Here is a 19,947-nt window from a genome sequence, read left to right as displayed (position 1 = left end):
CCCAAACCTCGGGCAGGCAATCTCGCCTCACACACAGAAATTCAGACACCCCCGGTATCCGCCAAGCCAGCCATTTGGTTCAAAGCGCTTTACCCAGCCTTCCAACACCCTCTTCAATCTTCCCCACATCCGCTGTAGCAAAACTAAGCCTGAAGGTAGCCATGTCCGGCTTACCCGCATAAAACGGCGCCCCCGGCACAAACGCCACGCCCTGCTCAATCGCCCTCTTCGCAAACTCGCCGGCGTCTTTGGTCTTGCCACCCGCACCCGTGAGCCGGGCCCAGAAGAACAAGCCGCCTTGCGGTTGCGTGAACTCCACCGCATCACCCAGCTCGCGCTTGAGCGCGGCGCCCATCGCCACGGCGCGTTCGCCGTACACCTTGCGCACGCGGGCCAGGGTGGCGGGCATGCGGCCGGCTTTGAGGTATTGCGCGGCGGTGGCCTGGGCAAAGGTGCTGGTGTGTGCGTCGCTGAACTGCTTGCACATGGTGGCCTTGGCCAGCAACTCGGCGGGGCCAATCATCCAGCCCACGCGCAGGCCGGGGCTCAGCACCTTGCTCATGCTGCCGCAATGGGCGATCAGTTCGCGGCTGCCGGGCACGTCCTTCGACAAGCTCAGGATGGACGGCGGTGGCGCTTCGTTGAAGTAGAGGTCGCCGTACGGGTCGTCCTCGACGATCAGGGTGTTGTACTTGACGGCGAGGGCCAGCACTTTCTTGCGGCGCTCCAGGCTCAGCATGGCGCCGCTGGGGTTGCCGAAGGTGGGAATCAGGTACACAAACTTGGGTTTGTGCTCAGCCATGAGTTTTTCCAGCGCGTCGGTGTCCACGCCGTTGGCGTCCACCGGGGCGCTGACCAGGTCGGCGCCGTAAAGCCGAAAGCACTGGATGGTGGCCAGGAAGGTCGGGCCTTCGACGATCACCTTGTCGCCGGGGTCGATCATGGTTTTGCCCAGCAGGTCCAGCGCCTGCTGGCTGCCGGTGGTGACGATCAGGCCGTCGGGCTCCACGCTCACGCCCTTGCTGCCCATGAAGGCGGCGAGCTGTTCGCGCAGCGGGTTGTAGCCTTCGGTGGCGCCGTATTGCAGCGCGGCGCCGGGTTCTTCCGTCAGGGCCTGATTGACGGCTTCCTGGATGCCGGCCACGTCGAACATGGCGCTGTCGGGAAAGCCGCCGGCAAAGCTGATGATGCCGGGCTTGCCCAGCAGCTTGAACAGTTCGCGGATGGCAGAGGTTTCTACGTTGTTGAGGCGGTCGGCAAATGGCAGGGGCATGGCAGGTCTCGGGGTGGAAATGGGTTGCCTTGGATGTTAACGCCCGCGCACGCCGGCGGCGCATCATCATGAGCACCATCAATAGAATCGTTGATTAGCGATATATTGACAATATCGTATTTAAACAATAAAGTGCATATATCGCTCCAAGGTGGTATTTGCATGAACACCCTTCAGACCTTCCCCGTTCAGACATCGGCCCAGTTGTCGGTGCACCTGAAATCGCTGCGCAAGGCGCGTGGCATGACGCAGACTGCGCTGGGTGAACGCGTTGGCGTCAAGCAGGTGCGCATCGCCGACATCGAGAAAAACCCCGGCGCGGTCAGCCTGGACCAATTGCTGCAGGTCCTGCACGCACTGGACGCGCGGCTGCTGCTGGCAGACACCCAGCGCTACGCCGACGCCGCCCCCTCACCCGCGGCCAAGGCCGGGGAACCACCGGCGGACTGGTAAACATGGCGTTTGCTGACCTGGACATCTGGATGAACGGCCAGCGCGTCGGCGTCTGGTTCTGGACGCGCACCGGAACACCCGGCCTGCGGTACGACGATGGGTGGCGGCAGTCACCCCATGCACGGCCGCTTTCGGTATCGCTCCCGTTGCCTGCTGGTGGCGGCGATGTGATGGGCGCCAGGGTAGAACACTATTTTGACAACCTGCTGCCTGACAGCAAACACATCAGGGACCGGCTGAGGCGCCGTTTTGGCACCCCTTCGACCCGCGCCGCCGACCTGCTGGCGGCCATCGGGCGCGACTGCGTCGGCGCCGTTCAGCTGATGCCCGCTGGTGAACCGCCTCCACCGCATGACCGCGTTGACAGCACGCCCCTGACCGAGCACCAGGTAGAGGCCCTGTTGCGTGACGTGACCAGCGACGGTGCGGCTGAACCCTTTCTGCCGGACGCCTTTCGCATCTCCATCGCCGGCGCACAGGAAAAAACCGCCTTGTTGAAGGTCGGGCAGCAATGGCACCTGCCGGAAGGTGCCACCCCCACCACCCATATTTTCAAGCTCCCGCTCGGTCTGGTGGGCAACATTCGCGCGGACATGTCGGATTCGGTGGAAAACGAATGGCTTTGCGCCACGCTGCTGGCCGCGCTGGGTTTTGCCGTGGCGCCCACAGAAATGGGACTGTTCGGCAAGCAGAAAGTGCTGATTGTTGAGCGGTTTGACAGGCGCTGGGCCGAAGGCAAGCGCTGGATAGCCCGTCTGCCGCAAGAAGATTTCTGCCAGGCCAGCGGACAACCCGGCGAGCTGAAGTACGAGAGTGATGGCGGCCCAGGCCTACGCGCCGGGCTGGCATTGCTTGCTGGTGGAAACAACCCGCGCGAAGACAGCTTGCGCTTTGTTCTGGCCCAGCTCGCCTTCTGGCTCATGGCCGCCACCGACGGCCATGCGAAGAACTTCTCGATCTTTCTCGAACGAGGCGGCGGCTACCGCATGACACCGCTGTATGACGTGCTGTCGATCTGGCCCATCATGGGCACGGGACCGAATCAGGTGCATCCGCGCCGTGCCAAGCTGGCGATGGCTATTCGCTCAAATTTAGGCAGCAAGAACACGCACTACCACCTGCACGAAATCCATACCCGCCACTGGCAAACACTGGCGCAGCAAAGCGGCGTACCCGGTGCGTTTGACCACATGGTGGCGCTGGTGCTGCAGGTGCCCGACGCACTGGAGCGGGTGGCGGCCGGGCTGCCTGATGGTTTTCCGCAGCGCGTGTTCAAGCCGATCCGGGCCGGCATGCTGGCCCAGGCCGAGAAATTCATGGCGGAGCTGCCATGACCACGCAAGGGGAAGTTGTCAGGCTTGCGGCGACGGGCTGGGGCCCGGCTGCAGTTGGCTGGCGCCACCACCTGCCGCAGCCACGCCGCCCGGCAGGGTGAAGAAAAAGGTGGCCCCGCGACCGGGCGCCGCCTCAGCCCAGAGCCGGCCGCCGTGCCGGGTTATCACGCGGCTGACGGTGGCCAGGCCAATGCCCATGCCGGAAAACTCCGTGACCCCGTGCAAACGCTGGAACGGGGTAAACAGCTTGTTGGCATAGGCCATGTCGAAACCGGTACCGTTGTCGCTGACAAAAAAAGCCAGCCGACCGTCTGCGGCGGGTTTCTGGCCGACGGTAATTTCGGCCAGGGCTTTCTGCGAAGAGAATTTCCACGCGTTTTCCAGCAGGTTGTCCATCCCCACCCGGATGAGCCGGGCGTCGCCTCGGGTCTGCAGCCCCTTTTCAATATGCACCACGACATGGCGCCCGGGCTCGCGCACCTGCCAATCGTCCAGGATGGCGCGGGCCATGGTGGACAGGTCCACCAGCTCGTTGCCCAACAAGGTGCGCGAGACCTCGGCGAGTGCGAGCAGGCCTTCGATCAGTTGCCCCATCTGCCGCGTACCGGCCTGGATGCGCGCCAGGTAGTGCTTCGCATCCGCGTCCAGGGTGCCCTTCACTTTCCTGGCCAGCAAATGGCTGAAGCCGTTGATGCTGTTGAGCGGCGAGCGCAGGTCATGGGAGACCGAATACGAAAAAGCCTCGAGCTCATGATTCGACATGCGCAGGGCCGCTTCGGTGGCCTTGATTTCGGTGATGTCCTGCAACACGCCGAAAAGGCGCACCAGCTTGCCGTCCTGCAGGATGGCCTGGCCCTGCGTTCGAACCCAGGTGCGCCTGCCTTTGGCGGTGACGAGCGGAAGGTCCAGGTCCCAGGGGGTGGCGTGCCGGATGGCGGCATCCACCGCGGCCCGTATCACGGGATGCACTTCAGGCGCATAAAAACCGAGAAGGCCCTCCAGGGTGACGCCCGCCGAAGGGTCGAGCTCATGGATACGGAAAATCTCGTCGGAGCAATAAGTCGCCATGGACTCCATCACCACCTCCCACCCGCCCACCTTGGCCAGCGCCCCGGTGTGGTTGAGCAGTTCCAGGCTGCGGGCAATCACCCCTTCAGAACGCTTGCGGTTGGTGATCTCCCGAATCAGGCCGGTACGACGGCGTGCCTGCGTGCCCTCGCCTTCGCCTTCGCCTTCGATCCAGCCGAGCAGATGGATCCAGCGTTCCTCGCCGGAATCCGTGATCACCCGGAACTCGGCGTCGAGCGGCAATCCAGCCCGGACAGCCGCGTCGCGCTCGGTCGCGAAAGCCTGGCGGTCACCGGGATGGATCAGCCGGAGCAGCCCTTCATAGGAAGCGTCCAGCAAAGAACGCTCCACTCCGAGGACATCGCAGGCTTGATCGCACCACCACATCAGGTTGGTGTCGAGGTCAATCTGCCAGTAGCCGATGCGTGCAAGCCGCTGCGCCGCCTGCAGGCGGCGCTGACTCTCGCGCAGCCGGGCGTCGTTGTCGGCCTGCTCCCGCTGAAGACGGTCCAGTTCCGTGATGTCGCGAACAATGGTCGTGAACAGTTTGCCTTCGGCGGTATGGAGCACGGAGATCGAGGCGTCCAGGGGAAACTCCTCGCCATTGCGGCGCAGGCCATAGATGACCCTGCGCCCGCCCATGCGCCGGGAAGTCACGCCGGTGTTGCCATAACGCTCGACGTTCTGGGCATGATCCGCGCGAAAACGCTGGGGCATCAGCTTTTCGAGGGGCTGCAGCAACACCTCTTGCCGCGACCAGCCGAAGACCTGTTCCGCCGCATGGTTGTACATGACGATGCGCTGCTGCTCGTCCACGGTGATGATGGCGTCCATGGCGGATTCCAGCACGCCCGCCAGGAGCGCCGCTGCCCCGTTTCGGGTGCTGTCACCAAGGTCCAAGGTGTTGATCGAAGAGGAAGGCATGGTTCTTTCTGTAAGCCGGTCAAGCGCGCTTGACACCCCGCACCATGCCCCCGGAAGGCCTGCTGCGCACCAACCGGCTAATCAATATGCATACTTGGTGTCGGATCGGCACTCCGCCCGGGACTTGATTTGCGTCAATATTCTGCCGATCACCGGTCTCCCCCGCAGGCGGGAATCCACCTTGCGGCGAAGGACATTGCTTAAAACGTCTCCCAGCTGCCCCCGGCCGTGGCCAGCTGGCCTGCCGGCCCGGCAATGGCCGGCATGGCCTTGGGCGGCTGTTGGGGTGAAGCGTGTCGGTTGAAAGGTTTCGCAGCTGCAGTGCGCTGCCGTGGCGCCAGCTGGGTCACCTGCTCCTGATCCAGCCTGAACACACTGACCACCTGACTGAGCCCGCTGGCCTGCTCCTGCAGCGAGGACGCAGCGGCTGCCGCTTCCTCGACCAGCGCGGCGTTTTCCTGCGTCACCTGGTCCATTTGCGTGACCGCCTGGTTGATCTGCTTTTTCATGATGATATTTTCTTGATCTCTTAAAAATCCGGGCGGCCGGACGACTTGTAAACCCCATTTTTCGCAAGCGCTGCAAGCAGTCACCAGGGACTCCACCTCGTCTGCCTCGTTCCGACAAGAGGACGGTTCCTGTATTGCAGCCACCCACACTTGACAGCTTGTTGACGACTGCCTCCATGGATAACGGCAATCCTTGTGAAATGTTGAGGGCGTCCGAGGGTTTTCATGCCCCGCCCAGGCGCCACGCCGGCCCGGGGTCACCTGAAGCACCCCCACCATTTTATTCCCTTCGCGGGCAGCTCATACACTGCAGGGCATGAAAACCGCCGACATCGCCCCGTTTTTTGCCACGCTCCAAGCCGCCAACCCCCTGCCGGTGACCGAACTGGAATACACCAGCGTGTTCGAGCTGCTGGCGGCCGTGTTGCTGAGCGCCCAGGCCACCGACGTGAGCGTGAACAAGGCCACGCGCAAGCTGTTCCCGGTGGCCAACACGCCGCAGAAAATTCTGGACCTGGGCCAGGAAGGGCTGGAGGGCTACATCAAGACCATCGGCCTGTACCGGAGCAAGGCCAAACACCTGATGCAAGCCTGCCGCATGCTGGTGGAGAACCACGGCGGCCAGGTACCGCGCAGCCGCGAAGCACTGCAGGCCCTGCCCGGCGTGGGCCGCAAGACGGCCAACGTGGTGCTCAACTCCGCGTTTGGCGAGGCGACCATGGCGGTGGACACGCATATCTTCCGCATGGGCAACCGCACCGGGCTGGCGCCGGGCAAGACGCCGCTGGAAGTCGAGCTGACACTGCTCAAGCGCATTCCGCCCGAGTACCTGGTGGACGCGCACCACTGGCTGATCCTGCACGGGCGTTATGTGTGTCTGGCGCGCAAGCCGCTGTGCTGGCAGTGCGCGGTGGCGCCGTATTGTGACTACACGCCGAAGACGCCGCAACCGGGCTGAAGCCGGGGTGGCCGTCACGGACTTAACCCGAATGGCACTTACATAAGCCAAAAAGTCTGTCATCCCGGCCTTGAGCCGGGATCCATGCCGCATGTTCCACCGGGCAGGCCCGCGAGGCATGGATTGCGGATCAAGTCCGCAATGACAACTTCAGGCGTCATCCACGTCCCCGCCTGTCATCCCGACTGGCAGGTTTCCTGGTATTCGCGGCTTAAGTAAGTGCCATTCGACTTAACCCGCCATCCAAGCCTGCACCCCTGCGCAGGTGGTCTGCGTCGCATGGATCCCGGATCAAGTCCGGCATGACAGATCCGGAAGGCCTCTCTCGCCTGTCATTGCGGGCGTGACCCGCAATCCATGTCACGCCTGCCAGCGACCGTGGTTCATGCAGCATGGATCCCGGATCGAGTCCGGGATGACAAACGGGAGCCAGGATGACAGACTGGGGGCTGAGATGACAATTCCAGCAACAATGCGCCATGGACTACTTCGTCTATCTCATGGCCAGCGGGAAAAACGGCACCTTGTACATCGGCGTTACCAACGACCTGGTTCGCCGCGTGTATGAGCACAAAAATGCAGCCATCGAGAGCTTCACGAGCCGCTACGCTGTTGATCAACTCGTGTGGTTCGAGATCACACCATCCATCGAAGCGGCCATCCACAAGGAAAAGCAGCTCAAGAACTGGAAGCGGGAGTGGAAGGTGGCGATGATCGAAAAGTCCAACCCGGAGTGGCGGGACCTGTACGGGACGCTGCCTTAACGATACATGCCCTGCGAAGCATCACCTGGCTACCGTGGAGGCAGCTCCAGAAGATTTACTACTGTTTTTATAGCTGCCTGCGCTTATCCCGCCTGGGCTGGAGGCCGATTTTATATCAAGCCTCCACGAAAAACGCCGCCCATGGGGGCGGCGCTCATCGGTTCGCCGGCAGGTCCGGCGCGGCTCAGAACAGCATGTTGGGCAGGAACATGGTGATGGCCGGCACGTAGGTGATGATCATCAGGAACAGCAACAGCACCAGCGTCCACGGCAGGGCCGCGCGCGCCACACCGAGGATGGACATCTTGGTGATGCCCGCGGTGACAAACAGGTTCAACCCTATGGGCGGCGTCACCATGCCTATCTCCAGGTTCACCACCATGATGATGCCCAGGTGAACAGGGTCTATGCCCAGCCGCGTGGCAATGGGAAACAGGATGGGCGCCATGATCAGGATGATGCCGGTCGGCTCCATGAACATGCCGGCGATCAGCAACAGGATGTTGACCACCACGAGGAACTGCCAGGCCGGCATGCCCCAGCCGATGATGGTTTCGGCAATGGTCTGCGGAATGCGTTCGGTCGTCAGCACATGCGCAAACAGCAGTGCATTGGCCACGATGAACATCAGCATGATGGTGACCTTGCCGGAATCCAGCAGTACCTTGGGCACCTGTTTCATGCCGATGTCGCGGTAGACGAACACGGCAATGAAGAAGGCGTAGATCGCGGCCACCGCCGCGGCTTCGGTCGGCGTGAAGATGCCGCCGTAGATGCCGCCCAGGATGATGACGATCAGCAGCAGGCCCCAGAGCGAGTCGCGGCCGGCTTTCAGGATCTCGCCCAGGGGCGCACGCGGCTGGCGCGGCAGGTCGAGCATGCGGGCACGCACGTAAATGGCCAGCATGAGCATCAGGCCGAGCAGGATGCCCGGTATGACGCCGGCCATGAAGAGCTTGCCGACCGAGGTCTCGGTGGCGGCGCCGTAGACCACCATCACGATGGAGGGCGGGATCAGGATGCCGAGCGTGCCGGCGTTGCAGATGACCCCCGCGGCAAAGTTCTGCGGGTAGCCGGCCTTGACCATGCCGGCGATCACGATGGCACCCACCGCCACGACCGTGGCGGGCGATGAGCCCGACACCGCTGCGAACAACATGCAGGCCAGCACCGACGCCATGGCCAGGCCACCACGAAAGTGCCCGATGCAGGCATTGGCGAACCGTATCATGCGGCGCGCCACACCACCCGTCGTCATGAAGTTGCCGCCGAGAATGAAAAACGGAATGGCCAGCAGGGTGTACAGCTCGGAAGTCTCGAACAGCTTGAGCGTCAGCGAGGCCAGCGAGTCCTGTGCAAACAGCAGGATGGTCAGGATGGAGGACAGGCCGAGCGCCACCGCGACCGGCATGCCCACCGCCATGAAGGCAAACAGAAGAATGAAGAGCGCGGCAATGGTCATTTCCGCACCTCGCCAAAAGAGGGGTCGTCCTTGAGCTTGAGGGCTTGCTCGGCTTCGTCGCCCAGCAGGTGGGCGTCCTGGCCGGTGGCCAGCCGCCACAACACCTGGGAAAAGCGGAAGGCGAGCAGCAGAAAACCCAGCGGCAGGATGATGCGCGGTATCCAGGTCTGGATCGGAATGTCCTGCATCAGGATGCCAACGCTGTATATCTTGTGCACATACTGAAAGCTGCCGAAAGCGACGATGAGCGCATAGGCGATGCAAAGCACGATGGCGATGGAGCTGACCACGCGTGCAGCGCCGGCCCCCAGCGACTTGACCGCGGCATCAACGCCGATATGCGCACCGACGCGCACGCCGTAGGACATGCCCACAAAAATCAGCCACGCAAACATGACGCCGGTGAGTTCCAGCGCCCAGACAAAGCTGTAGTTGAAAACGTAACGCGCAATCACCTGCATGAAGGTGACCAGGGTCATCGCCGCCATCAGGAAGGTGATCAGGCCTTCCTCGAAATGTTCTAGCCAACGCATAAATGTACAAAGGGCCCGCCAGGCGGGCCCTTTCCTTGTGGTTACTTGTTGGACTTCAGGGCGCCGTCGATCAGGTCACGCCCGATGTCGCTTTCGAACTTCTTCCAGACCGGCTCCATGGACTTGCGCCAGGCCGCCACGTCGTCCTTGGACAGCTTCTGGATCTTGGCCTTGCCCGCCTCGGCAATTTTCTTGCGGTCGGCTTCGTTGATGTCGAGCGCCAGCTTGTTGGCATGGGCGGTGGCTTCGGTCATGGCTTCGGTCAGGCCCTTGCGCACATCGGCCGGCAGGCCGTCCCACCACTTGACATTGGTGACGACCATGTAGTCGATCACGCCGTGGTTGGTTTCGGCAATGGTCTTCTGCACTTCATGGAACTTCTGCGAGTAGATGTTCGACCAGGTGTTTTCCTGGCCGTCGACCACACCGGTCTGCAAGGCCTGGTAGACCTCGGCGAACGCCATTTTTTGCGGATTGGCACCCAGCGCGCGGAACTGTGCCTCGAGCACGTCGGACGCCTGAATGCGGAACTTCAGACCCTTGACGTCATCGGGGCGAACCAGCTTGTCCTTGTTGGTGGACAACTGCTTCATGCCGTTGTGCCAGTAGCCCAGGCCGAGCAGGCCACGGCCCTTCATGGCCTCCAGCAAAGCCTTGCCTTGCGGGCCGGACTGGAAGCGGTCCACCGCCTCGATGTCGTCAAACAGGAAAGGCAGATCGAAGACCTGGATCTTCTTGGTGTAGCGGTCGAACTTGGACAGCGAAGGCGCGATGAACTGCACGTCGCCGAGCAGCAGCGCTTCGAGCTCCTTGGCATCACCGAACAGCTGCGAGCTCGGGAACACCTGCACCTGCACCTTGCCCGGGAGCTTTTTCTCGGCGAGCTCCTTGAACTTCAGTGCGCCCTGCCCTTTGGGTGTCTGCTCGGCCACCACGTGGCTGAACTTGATCACGATGGGTGCCTGGGCCGATGCGGCGAACGGCAGTGCCAGCGCGCCGGCGGCAAGCGCCGTGGCGAGAAGGGTACGGCGCAAACGATGGATTGTTTTCATGATGTCTCCTGGTTAAAAAAAGGGGCGGATTGAACATCCGTCTGGATGGGAATATAGGCTTGTCAGCGCTCGATCTCCATACGTACAAACCGATGCCCGGGTAGGGATGTGCAGCAGCGTCGCGTCGGGTCTCCCGCTGGGGAAATGCCCCGTGTCGCCGGTTGGAGGTACAGCGCCCATCTTGCGGCGAGCGGCTCCGGAAAACATTCGGACAAACCCTTCTCAGGCATGGTCCGGCCCTCCATGCCCATGCGCTGCATCGGCTGCATTGGCTGCATCGGCTGCACGGGCCAGCGTGCGCTGCGCGAGCAGCAACACCGGCGCATCCACCATGCGGCCGTCGAGGCTGACCACGCCACCGCCTGCGGCATCACTGGCAGCCAGCACGCGACGCGCCCAGTCGATCTCGGTCGGGCTGGGGGTGAATGCAGCATTGACCGCCGCCACCTGCGAGGGATGAATACACAGCTTGGCACCAAAGCCGCCGCGGCGGCTGCGCAGCAGATCGCGCGCGAGTTGTTCCGTGTCCTGCGTGTCCGCCGTCACACCGTCGATCGGTGAAGGGAGCTGCGCGCGGCGCGAAGCCAGCAGCACCGCCAGCCGAACCGCCGTCAGTTCGGATTCGTCGGGTCCGCAAGCCAGGCCGGCATCGGCCTGAAAGTCGAGGTTGCCAAAAGCCAGCCGCAGCACCTGGGGGCAACGCGCCAGTGCGTCGGCGGCATCGAGGCCGGCAACAGATTCAATCAGCGGCACCAGCGCGCACCCAGAGCCCAGCACCGCCGCTACATGCGAGAGCTGGGCCGCATGTTCAGCCTTGGACAGCACCACGCCGGCCACGCCCAGCCCAACCAGCCCGCCCAGCAGGTTCAGGTCATCGCCATGCCAAACCGTATGGCCCGCATTCACACGCACCAGCACGCGTGCGCGCCCGGCCGGCGCGAGGCCAGCCCAGGCCTGCGCCAGCAGTTGCCGCGCCTGCGCCTTCTCGCCGGGGGCGACCGCGTCTTCGAGGTCGATGATGACGGCGTCGGCGCCCGAGGCCAGCGCCTTGGCGAAGCGCTCGGGCCGGGTCGCAGGCACGAACAGGAAGGAGCGGGCCAGCGCCAGCGGCTGGCCGGCGGACCCACTCATGCCTTGCCTTCCAGCAGCAGGCCCACGCGCGTCCATGACGCGACTTGCCACAAGGCATCGACGGCTGCCTGCATGTCGCCCGGCGTGGCGCCGCCGCTGAAGGCGGCCAGCCGCAGCGCCTTGGCGGTGATCTCTTCGCGGCTCAGGGTGTTGCCGGGGTCGCCCTTGGGTTCGTCCACCCTGCCCTGCAGCACGCGGCCATCCAGCGTGGTGACGGTGACCTTGCCAATCCAGCGCTGCGGATAGGCGGCGTCCACCTCGGCATCGAGCACCATCGTGACCCGGTCGCGCAGGACCGTGGTGGCGTCTTCGCGAAAATGTTGGTCGAACTCGACCAGGCCGGCGTGGCCGAACCGCGCGACCAGCGCCAGCACCGTGCCCATGGAGAACTTGCTCTGGTGCACCGTGGCCGGGTCCAGCACCGGGCCCAGCACGTCGATGGCGCCCTGGTGCACATGGGTGACCACCCTGGCAATGTCGGCCGGTGCCAGCTGGTGGGCCTGCATGACCTGCAGCAGCGCGTCGGCCGCCGGGTGGGTGTGGCGGCAGGACGCGTGGTACTTGAACGAGGTCTCGGCCGTGGCCCAGCGTGAACCGAGGCCGGCGGTCAGCCGGGCCGGATCGGCGTCGCTGGACATGCCGGCGGCCATGCCTTGCGGGCCTTCGAGAATCTGCGCCGCGCCGGTGAAACCGTCCTGTGCCAGGCAGGCCGACATCAGGCCGGCGGCGGCAGCGTGCGCGGTGTGCAGTTGTTTGGAGTCGGCGGCCGTGCGCAAAAACTCCCAGAGCCCGGCCGACTGCGTGCCGGCCGAGCCGAAGGCGTGCTGCATCTGCGCCGGGCTCAGGCCCAGCAGGCTGCCCGCCGTGGCTGCCGCCGCCAGCGTGCCGGCGGTGCCGGTGGTATGAAACACCTTGTAGTGCGAGCGGCCCAGAAACTCGCCGACACGGATGCCGACCTCGTAACCGGCGACCGCGGCGGTGAGCATCTGCCTGCCGCTGCTGCCCAAGGTCTGCGCCATCGCCAGCGCCACCGGAAACACCACCGTGGCGGGGTGGAACACCGAGCCGTTGTGCACGTCGTCCTGCTCGGCGACATGCGAGGCGGCCGCGTTGGCCATGGCGGCAAAGTAGGCGCTGGTCCGGCTGCGGTTGATCAGCACTTCGGCCGCGCCGCCCGCCGGCCCCATGCTGGCGGCAAAACGCGTGATGGTCTCGACCGGGCGCGAGCCCTTGCCCGCGATTGCCGAACCGAACCAGTCCACCAGCAGGTCTTCGGCCTTGCGCACGACAGGTGCGGGAATGGCGTCGAAGCTCAGGCCAGCGGCGAAGGCGGCAAGTTCGGCGGTAGGTGTGGTGTTCATGGTGCTTCCTCAAATCATTTCAAAATCGGGCAAGGGCCCCGGCCTGTCATCCTGACTGTCATCCCGGACCCTGGCTTGTCATCCCGGGCGTGACCCGGGATCCATGCCGCATGAACCACAGTCGCGGGCAGCCGGGGCATGGATTGCGGGTCGGGCCCGCAATGGCAAACGGGGATGGCTTTGATAACAAAATCGCCTCCAGCCCTTTATTTATAAGCGCAAGCAGCTATCAATTAAATAGCATTTGTCTGCTGCAGCGCGGCAACGGCGTCATCGCCCTGCCCCAGTTCCCGCAGGATGGCGTGCGTGTGCTGGCCGACTGCAGGGATGGGGTCCATGCGGTAGTCAAAGCTGTTGATGCGGCCCGGCGGCAGCAGTGCGGGAAGGTCGCCGACCGGCGACGCCACCTGGCGCCAGCGGTCACGCGCCTTGAGCTGCGGATGCGCCCAGAGTTCGGCCATGCTGTTCATGCGGGCGTTGGCAATCTGCGCCTCGTCGAGCCGGGTGGTCACCTCGGCGGTGCTCATGCCGGCAAAGGCCGCAAGGATGATGGCCTTGAGTGCATCGCGGTGTTCGTTGCGTCGCGCGTTGCTGTCAAAACGCGGATCGGTCGCCAGCCCGGGCTGTTGCAACACAACCTTGCAGAAAATCACCCATTCACGTTCGTTCTGCAGCCCGAGCATGACAGTGCCGCCGTCACCAGCCGCAAACGGGCCGTAGGGATAAATCGTCGCGTGGGATGCCGCGCTGCGCGGCGGCGGCGTGGCACCGGCGTAGGCGTAATACATGGGGTAACCCATCCACTCGGCCAGCGACTCGAGCATGGACACGTCGATGTGCGAGCCCTGGCCGGTCTTGCCGCGTTGCAGCAGCGCGGCCAGGATGCTGCTGTAGGCATACATGCCGGCGGCAATGTCGGCCACCGAGTTGCCCGCCTTGCAGGGTTCGTCAGGCGTGCCGGTCACCGACAGGAAACCGGCCTCGCTCTGGATCAGCAGGTCGTAGGCTTTCTTGTCGCGGTAGGGGCCGTCGTCGCCATAACCCGAAATGTCGCAGACGATCAGTTTGGGGTTGGCGACACGGAGGTCGTCATAACCCAGGCCCATGCGCGCGGCCGCGCCCGGCGCGAGGTTTTGCACCAGCACGTCGGCGGTTTCCAGCAGCTGTTTGAGCACGGCCAGTGCGCCGGGTTGCTTCAAGTCCAGCGTCAGGCTTTCCTTGGAGCGGTTCACCCAGACAAAATGCGAGGCCATGCCGTCCACACGCTGGTCGTAAGCCCGCGCAAAGTCGCCGACGCCGGGACGTTCGACCTTGATCACGCGTGCGCCCAGGTCGGCGAGCTGCCTGGTGCAGAACGGCGCGGCGATGGCGTGTTCCAGGGAGATGACGGTGATGCCGTCGAGGGGTCTTGTTTGTTTGTTCATAGTTCGTCCGTTCGGACATGAATCGCCCGGGCCGCGGCATTGAGGTGCCGGTGGTTGTTTGCCGACAAGCCGGGGGTAGCCCGGCTTGCTGGTGAACCTCCAATGCACGCGGCAAAGGCGGCTTCGACAGGCTCAGCCCGAACGGTGATTGAACGCAGCCTTGGCCGAACCTCGCCCGCCGGGACGAGACCCGGCTTGCTGGCGAACAACACCGCTGGAGAATACTTCATGAATGCAGTCCGACGTTCAGAACGACCTCGGCAACCCAAGCAAATGCTCCGCCACATACGAATAAATCAGATTCGTGGAAATCGGCGCCACCTGGTACAGCCGGGTCTCGCGGAACTTGCGTTCCACGTCGTATTCATTGGCAAACCCAAAACCGCCATGGGTCTGCAGGCACACGTTGGCCGCTTCCCACGAGGCTTTTGCGGCCAGGTACTTCGCCATGTTGGCCTCGGCGCCGCAGGGCTTGCCGGCGTCGAACAGCTCACAGGCCCTGAAGCGCATCAGGTTGGCGGCTTCGGTTTCGATGTAGGCGTCGGCAATCGGGAACTGCACGCCCTGGTTCTGGCCGATGGGGCGGTTGAACACCACGCGTTCGCTCGCGTAGTTGCGTGCCTTGTCGACAAACCAGTAGGCGTCGCCAATACATTCGGCGGCAATCAGCGTGCGTTCGGCATTGAGGCCGTCGAGGATGTACTTGAAACCCTTGCCTTCCTCGCCGATCAGGTTTTCCGCAGGAATTTCCAGGTTGTCGAAAAAGACTTCGTTTGTCTCGTGGTTGACCATGTTGGCAATCGGCTGCACCGCCATGCCGTGGCCGATCGCATCTTTCAGGTTGACGATGAAGATGGACATGCCTTCGGATTTTTTCTTCACCTCGGCCAGCGGTGTGGTGCGGGCCAGCAGGATCATCAGGTCGGAATGCTGGATGCGCGAGATCCAGACCTTCTGGCCATTGACCACGTATTTGTCGCCCTTCTTCACCGCGGTGGTCTTGAGTTGCGTGGTGTCGGTGCCTGTCGTCGGCTCGGTCACGGCCATGGACTGCAGGCGCAGCTCGCCGCTGGCAATCCGGGGCAGGTACAGCTTTTTCTGCGCGTCCGAACCATGGCGCAGCAAGGTGCCCATGTTGTACATCTGGCCGTGGCAGGCGCCGGCATTGCCGCCGGCGAAGTTGATCTCTTCCATGATGACCGAGGCTTCGGCCAGGCCCAGGCCCGAGCCACCGTACTCGGCGGGGATCAGCGCCGCCAGCCAGCCGGCTTCGGTCAGGGCGTTGACAAAGGTTTCGGGGTAGCCGCGCTCGTGGTCGACTTTCTGCCAGTAGGCGGAGTCAAACGATGCAAGCATGCCGCGCAGCGCTTCGCGCATGTCCTGGTAGGCGTCGGGGGTGGGGATTTGTGTTTTCATGAAACTCTTCTACGGTTGGAATTCGGTGTCATCCCGGACCTGATCCGGGATTCATGCCTTACTGACCACCCACGCAGGTGTGCCGGCATGGATGGCGAATCAAGTCCGCAATGACAGAAGGGTGGGCGATGTTTCTCCAGCCTCAGACCAGCGTCGCCGTAGCCTGCATGGTGAGCCAGCCTTGGTGGTCTTCGGTCCAGAGGCTGACGCTCTTGCCGTCGGCCGACGGCAACCCGTGCAACTTGAAGGGCCACAGATCAAACACCGGCCGCACCGCGCGGAACTCGAACTTCAACAGACGGGCACCGGGCAGGTGTTTGCGCACCAGTTCCACCAGCAGCGTGGCGATCAGCGGGCCGTGCACGATGAGGCCGGGGTAACCCTCGACCTCCGTGACGTAGCGCCGGTCGTAGTGAATGCGGTGGCCGTTGAAGGTCAGCGCCGAATAACGGAACAGCAACACGTCGTCGGGCGTGATGGTTTCCGTCCAGGCTGCCTCTTTGTCGGCCGGCTGGGGCGGCGGCACCGGATCACCAGGCTGCGGGTTGGCGCGGTAAACAATGTCGTGTTCTTCGCTGAGGGTCAGGCCCTGCGCGTTGTGGATCTCGTGGCGGACCAGCACAAACACCAGGTCACCGGTGCGCCCGGCCTTGTGGGTGACCGACTCGATGCGCGAAAGGCGCTTGACCGCATCGCCGACCTGCAGCACCTGCTGGTGCCAGTGCAGCCGCCCCCCGGCCCACATGCGGCGCGGCAAGGGCACGGGCGGCAGGAAGCCGCCGCGTCTGGCATGGCCATCGGGACCGATCTCGGAACGGCGCGGTTGCGGCAAAAAGTACAGCCAATGCCACAGCGGCGGCACGGCCGTGCCGGCCACCTGCTGCGGGTCATCGCGGTCCAGCGTGGCCGAAAGCCCGCGCAGCGGCGCGGCCGTGATGTCGTCCACCAGGGTTTCGGTACGGCCAACCCAGCTTTGCAGGTGGGCCAGCGTGGCGGCGTCTATCGTGCGAATGTCAGGCGTCATGATTTGAGATGGTGGCGCAGGACGGGCCACAAAGCAATCAGCCATTTCAACAGCCAGCCTTCGCCAATTCCGAAGCCTGAAATCCCTTTGCACGTCCTGGTGTTGATCCTTACTTACTGGGGAACAGCCTGGTGCAAGGCTTCGTCCAAACGGAAGGCTTGACCGACTTGCGGTAGCATGCTGCCATGCAATTCGACCTGACGGACCTGCGGCTTTTTGTGGCGACCGCCGACGAAGGCAACATGACCCGCGCCGCCGAACGTCAGCACCTCTCGCTGGCGGCGGCCAGTGCGCGTATCAAGTCGCTCGAAGCCCAGTCGGGCCTGAGCCTGCTCTACCGCGAGGCACGCGGCGTGCGCCTGACGCCGCCCGGCGAAGCCTTCTTGTTCCACGCTCGCGGGGTGTTGCGGCAGACCGAACAGTTGCGCACCGACCTGCAGGAATACGGCGGCGGCCTGCGCGGGCATTTGCGCGTGTTTGCCAACACCACCGCGGTGACGGACTTTTTGCCGGAGATCCTGCCGGGCTTTCTGGCGGACAACCCGAAGATCAACATCGACCTGCAGGAAAAACCCAACCCGGAAATTGCGCGCGGCGTGCTCGACGGCCGCGCCGACATCGGCATCGTGGCCGGCCAGGTGGACACGCTGGGACTGGAAGCGATTCACTTCAGCACCGACCGGCTGGTGCTGGCCACGGCCAAAAACCACCGTTTTGCGCGCCGCAAGAAAATTGCCTTTGCCGAAACCCTGGACGAAGACGCGGTGGGCATGCAGTCGGGCAGCACGCTGCAGACCTTTCTGGCGCAGGTGGTTGAAAGCCTGGGCAAGCCGCTGAAGCTGCGCATCCAGCTCTCGAGCTTTGACGCGATGTGCCGCATGATAGGTGCGGGCGTGGGCGTCGGCATCGTTCCGGAATCGGCCGCGCGGCGCAACCAGGAGGCCATGGGCATCGCGCTGGTGGAGCTGCTGGAGCCCTGGAGCGTGCGGGAGCGCTACATCCTGGTGCGCAAGCGCGATGCGCTGCCGCGTTATGCCGAGTCGCTGATCGAAACGCTGTGCGCGCATTACCGCGATGGCGCCTGAGGAATTTTGCTAGGAACCCTTCCAGGCCGGGCTTCTTTTGGCAAGAAACGCCGACACACCCTCGCGAAAATCGTCGCTGCCGTAACAACGGCGAATCAGGTCCTCGTCGGACGGCAACGCATGGTTGACCAGCCGGCGCAGGCCTTCCTTGCTGACCCGCTGGGTCACCGGCGCCAGGGCGGCCAAGCGTTCGCACAGGCTCGCCAGCACCGCGTCGATCTCGCCGGCCTCGCTGATCTGCGTGAGAAACCCGCAAGCCAGCGCTTCGTCGGCCGTCACGATGTCGGCCAGCATCAGCAAGCGTTTGACGCGGGGAATGCCGAACACGGCGCTGAGCCGCGCCAGGTTGGCCACCGACAGGCAATTGCCCAGGGTTCGGGCGATCGGCACGCCGAAACGTGAGCCTGGTGTGGCGATGCGGAAGTCGCAGGCCGTGGCAATCGCCAGGCCGCCGCCTATGGTCCAGCCCTCAATGGCGGCGACCGTCGGCATGGGCAATGACTCCAGCCGGGCGATGCACTGGTCGATCTGCTTTTCGTAAGCCACGCCGTCCTCGCCGCTGCGGAAGGTGGTGAACTGCTCGATGTCGGTGCCGGCCACAAAGGCCTGGCCGCCGGCGCCGCGAAAGGTCACCACGCGCACCGAGGTCTCGGCTGCCAGCTGCTCGCAGATTTCGTTGAGCCGTTCGTACATGGCCCATGTCATGGCATTGCGCGCGGCGGGGCGATCGAATACCACCGAGGCCACGCCGGCGCTGATGGCCAGATGGACGCTGCCTTTGTCGTTCAGCTCGTTCATGCTGCGAAAGCGCCCTGCTCGCCGAGCGCGACCTGTTCCTCGGCGCTGATACCCAGCTCCGCCAGCACCTCGGCCGTGTGTTCGCCCAGGCGCGGCGGATGGCGGCGAACCTGCTGCGGCGTGCCGGACATCTTGACCGCAAAGCCAATGTTGGGCACCTTGCCCTCGACAGGATGATCAATTTCCATGCGCATCTCGCGGGCCTTGGCATGGTCGCTGGCGAAGGCTTCTGGATAAGTCAGGATGGGGCCGGCAGGAATACCGGCCTCGAGAAAAGTGCTGACCCAATAGTCCTTGGGCTGCAGGCGGAAAGACTTCTCCAGTTCCACCTCCAGCGCGTGGCGATTTGCCAGGCGCAGCGAGATGGTGGAAAAGCGTTCGTCGGCCAGCAGCTCTTCACGGCCCATCAGCTTGCACAGCTGCAGCCAGAGCTTCTGGTTGTTCGCGCCCATCACGAAGTAGCCGTCCGAGCAGGCCATCGCCTGGTAGGGCGCGGTCATCTTGTTCGAGGTGCCGAGCGGCTCAGGCTCCTTGCCCGTGCCCCAGTAGTCGCAGATGTCCCAGACCGAGAAGGCCAGCGCCGAGTCAAACAGCGACGCATCCACATGCTGGCCCTGCCCGCTGGCTTTGGCGCCAATGTAGGCGGAGAGGGTGGCATACACCGCAAACAGCGCGCAGCCGATGTCGGCCACCGGCACACCGGCTTTCACCGGCGGACCACCCGGGTAACCGGTCACACTCATCACCCCGGACATGGCCTGCGCCATCAGGTCGAACCCGGGCCGGTCGGACCAGGGGCCGGTCTGGCCGAAGCCCGAGATGCTGGTGTAGACCAGGCGCGGGTTCACCTCCTTGAGCACCTCGTAGCCCAGGCCCAGCTTCTTCATCGCGCCCGGGCGGTAGTTCTCCAGCAGGATGTCGGCATCTTTCGCCAGCCGCAGCAGCAAGGCCTTGCCCGCCTCGGACTTGAGGTTGAGCGCGACGCTGCGCTTGTTGCGGTTCATGTTCAGGAAGCCCAGTGAATCCGGCCCCTTCATCTTGAAGCCCATGGCGCCGCGTGTCTGGTCGCCGCTGCCCGGCGGTTCGATCTTGATCACGTCAGCACCCATGTCCGCCAGCAGCATGCAGGCGTAGGGGCCGGCCATCACCTGGCTGATGTCCAGCACGCGGACACCGGCCAGCGGCAGGGGCCGCGCCGCCTTGTTCGCCTGTTCGTTGGTTGACGCTTCTTTCACTCAGTAGTCCTTGTTGATAGCTGTTGCGCGGCTTGCGGAAAGGGAATACTCCCCCGTCGGCATGGGAGGAGCAACGGAAATGCCGGCGCGCGGGCCGGCAGGACAGCAAGGCGCGCGGGGCCGCTCAGCGCCCCCCGCCGCCC

General features: G+C 64.0%; 17 protein-coding genes and 1 pseudogene. 5 read left to right on the top strand and 13 right to left on the bottom strand.

Going from position 1 to position 19,947, the window contains the following annotated elements; genetic code table 11:
* Positions 1–79: 79 nt before the first annotated feature.
* Positions 80–1,267 (bottom strand): PLP-dependent aminotransferase family protein, encoded by a 1,188-nt coding sequence (locus PSV40_RS20405; RefSeq protein WP_300541333.1) that lies wholly within the window; start codon positions 1,265–1,267, stop codon positions 80–82.
* A gap of 168 nt (positions 1,268–1,435) precedes the next feature.
* Between PSV40_RS20405 and PSV40_RS20400 the strand changes: the two genes are divergently transcribed.
* Together PSV40_RS20400 and PSV40_RS20395 are read left to right on the top strand one after the other, a co-directional pair.
* Positions 1,436–1,726, top strand: coding sequence for a helix-turn-helix domain-containing protein (locus PSV40_RS20400; RefSeq protein ID WP_300541319.1), 291 nt, complete (start codon positions 1,436–1,438; stop codon positions 1,724–1,726).
* 2 nt (positions 1,727–1,728) lie between these two features.
* Positions 1,729–3,060 carry a type II toxin-antitoxin system HipA family toxin gene (locus PSV40_RS20395; protein ID WP_300541317.1) on the top strand — a complete coding sequence of 444 codons (1,332 nt, stop codon included), beginning with the start codon at positions 1,729–1,731 and terminating at the stop codon, positions 3,058–3,060.
* Between the two features lie 18 nt (positions 3,061–3,078).
* Here the strand turns inward: PSV40_RS20395 and PSV40_RS20390 are convergent, their stop codons facing one another.
* Together PSV40_RS20390 and PSV40_RS20385 are read right to left on the bottom strand one after the other, a co-directional pair.
* On the bottom strand, positions 3,079–5,052 hold the full coding sequence (locus PSV40_RS20390; RefSeq protein WP_300541314.1) for a PAS domain S-box protein: 1,974 nt from the start codon (positions 5,050–5,052) through the stop codon (positions 3,079–3,081).
* A gap of 356 nt (positions 5,053–5,408) precedes the next feature.
* Positions 5,409–5,552, bottom strand: a pseudogene (locus PSV40_RS20385) (methyl-accepting chemotaxis protein); the annotation flags it as partial.
* 325 nt (positions 5,553–5,877) lie between these two features.
* Here PSV40_RS20385 and nth point away from each other — a divergent pair.
* Complete coding sequence (nth, locus tag PSV40_RS20380; protein WP_300541312.1) at positions 5,878–6,519, top strand: endonuclease III; 642 nt, start codon at positions 5,878–5,880, stop codon at positions 6,517–6,519.
* Positions 6,520–6,998: 479 nt separating this feature from the next.
* The gene (locus tag PSV40_RS20375; protein ID WP_300541310.1) at positions 6,999–7,283 is read left to right on the top strand and encodes a GIY-YIG nuclease family protein; all 285 of its coding nucleotides are present in this window, start codon (positions 6,999–7,001) and stop codon (positions 7,281–7,283) included.
* Positions 7,284–7,467: 184 nt separating this feature from the next.
* Here PSV40_RS20375 and PSV40_RS20370 read toward each other — a convergent pair whose 3' ends face one another.
* From PSV40_RS20370 to PSV40_RS20335, 8 genes are all read right to left on the bottom strand, one after another.
* On the bottom strand, positions 7,468–8,745 hold the full coding sequence (locus PSV40_RS20370; protein ID WP_300541308.1) for a TRAP transporter large permease: 1,278 nt from the start codon (positions 8,743–8,745) through the stop codon (positions 7,468–7,470).
* Positions 8,742–9,278 (bottom strand): TRAP transporter small permease, encoded by a 537-nt coding sequence (locus tag PSV40_RS20365; RefSeq protein ID WP_300541306.1) that lies wholly within the window; start codon positions 9,276–9,278, stop codon positions 8,742–8,744. The genes PSV40_RS20370 and PSV40_RS20365 overlap by 4 nt, the downstream gene beginning before the upstream one ends.
* A gap of 41 nt (positions 9,279–9,319) precedes the next feature.
* Positions 9,320–10,330: a TRAP transporter substrate-binding protein gene (locus PSV40_RS20360; protein WP_300541303.1), complete on the bottom strand. Its 1,011-nt coding sequence runs from the start codon at positions 10,328–10,330 to the stop codon at positions 9,320–9,322.
* Between the two features lie 222 nt (positions 10,331–10,552).
* A complete protein-coding gene (locus PSV40_RS20355; RefSeq protein WP_300541301.1) occupies positions 10,553–11,461 on the bottom strand; it encodes a CoA ester lyase in 909 nt (302 codons plus the stop codon).
* Positions 11,458–12,822, bottom strand: coding sequence for an MmgE/PrpD family protein (locus tag PSV40_RS20350; protein ID WP_300541299.1), 1,365 nt, complete (start codon positions 12,820–12,822; stop codon positions 11,458–11,460). Before PSV40_RS20350 ends, PSV40_RS20355 begins: the two co-directional genes overlap by 4 nt.
* Positions 12,823–13,055: 233 nt before the next feature.
* A complete protein-coding gene (locus tag PSV40_RS20345) occupies positions 13,056–14,246 on the bottom strand; it encodes a CaiB/BaiF CoA-transferase family protein (RefSeq protein WP_300541297.1) in 1,191 nt (396 codons plus the stop codon).
* 246 nt (positions 14,247–14,492) lie between these two features.
* A complete protein-coding gene (locus tag PSV40_RS20340) occupies positions 14,493–15,662 on the bottom strand; it encodes an acyl-CoA dehydrogenase family protein (protein WP_300541295.1) in 1,170 nt (389 codons plus the stop codon).
* 142 nt (positions 15,663–15,804) lie between these two features.
* Positions 15,805–16,686, bottom strand: a complete 882-nt coding sequence (locus PSV40_RS20335) for a MaoC family dehydratase N-terminal domain-containing protein (RefSeq protein WP_300541293.1) — start codon at positions 16,684–16,686, stop codon at positions 15,805–15,807.
* 185 nt (positions 16,687–16,871) lie between these two features.
* On the opposite strand from PSV40_RS20335, the gene PSV40_RS20330 reads away from it, so the two are divergent.
* Positions 16,872–17,771, top strand: a complete 900-nt coding sequence (locus PSV40_RS20330; protein ID WP_300541291.1) for a LysR family transcriptional regulator — start codon at positions 16,872–16,874, stop codon at positions 17,769–17,771.
* A gap of 9 nt (positions 17,772–17,780) precedes the next feature.
* Here PSV40_RS20330 and PSV40_RS20325 read toward each other — a convergent pair whose 3' ends face one another.
* Positions 17,781–18,569, bottom strand: a complete 789-nt coding sequence (locus tag PSV40_RS20325) for an enoyl-CoA hydratase/isomerase family protein (RefSeq protein WP_300541290.1) — start codon at positions 18,567–18,569, stop codon at positions 17,781–17,783.
* On the bottom strand, positions 18,566–19,804 hold the full coding sequence (locus tag PSV40_RS20320) for a CoA transferase (protein ID WP_300541288.1): 1,239 nt from the start codon (positions 19,802–19,804) through the stop codon (positions 18,566–18,568). The genes PSV40_RS20325 and PSV40_RS20320 overlap by 4 nt, the downstream gene beginning before the upstream one ends.
* Positions 19,805–19,947: the final 143 nt, after the last annotated feature.

Source organism: Polaromonas sp. (assembly GCF_029945925.1).
Lineage (GTDB): Bacteria > Pseudomonadota > Gammaproteobacteria > Burkholderiales > Burkholderiaceae_C > Polaromonas.
Note: the sequence above shows the minus strand (reverse complement) of the source record. Positions and strands in the feature narration are given on the sequence as shown.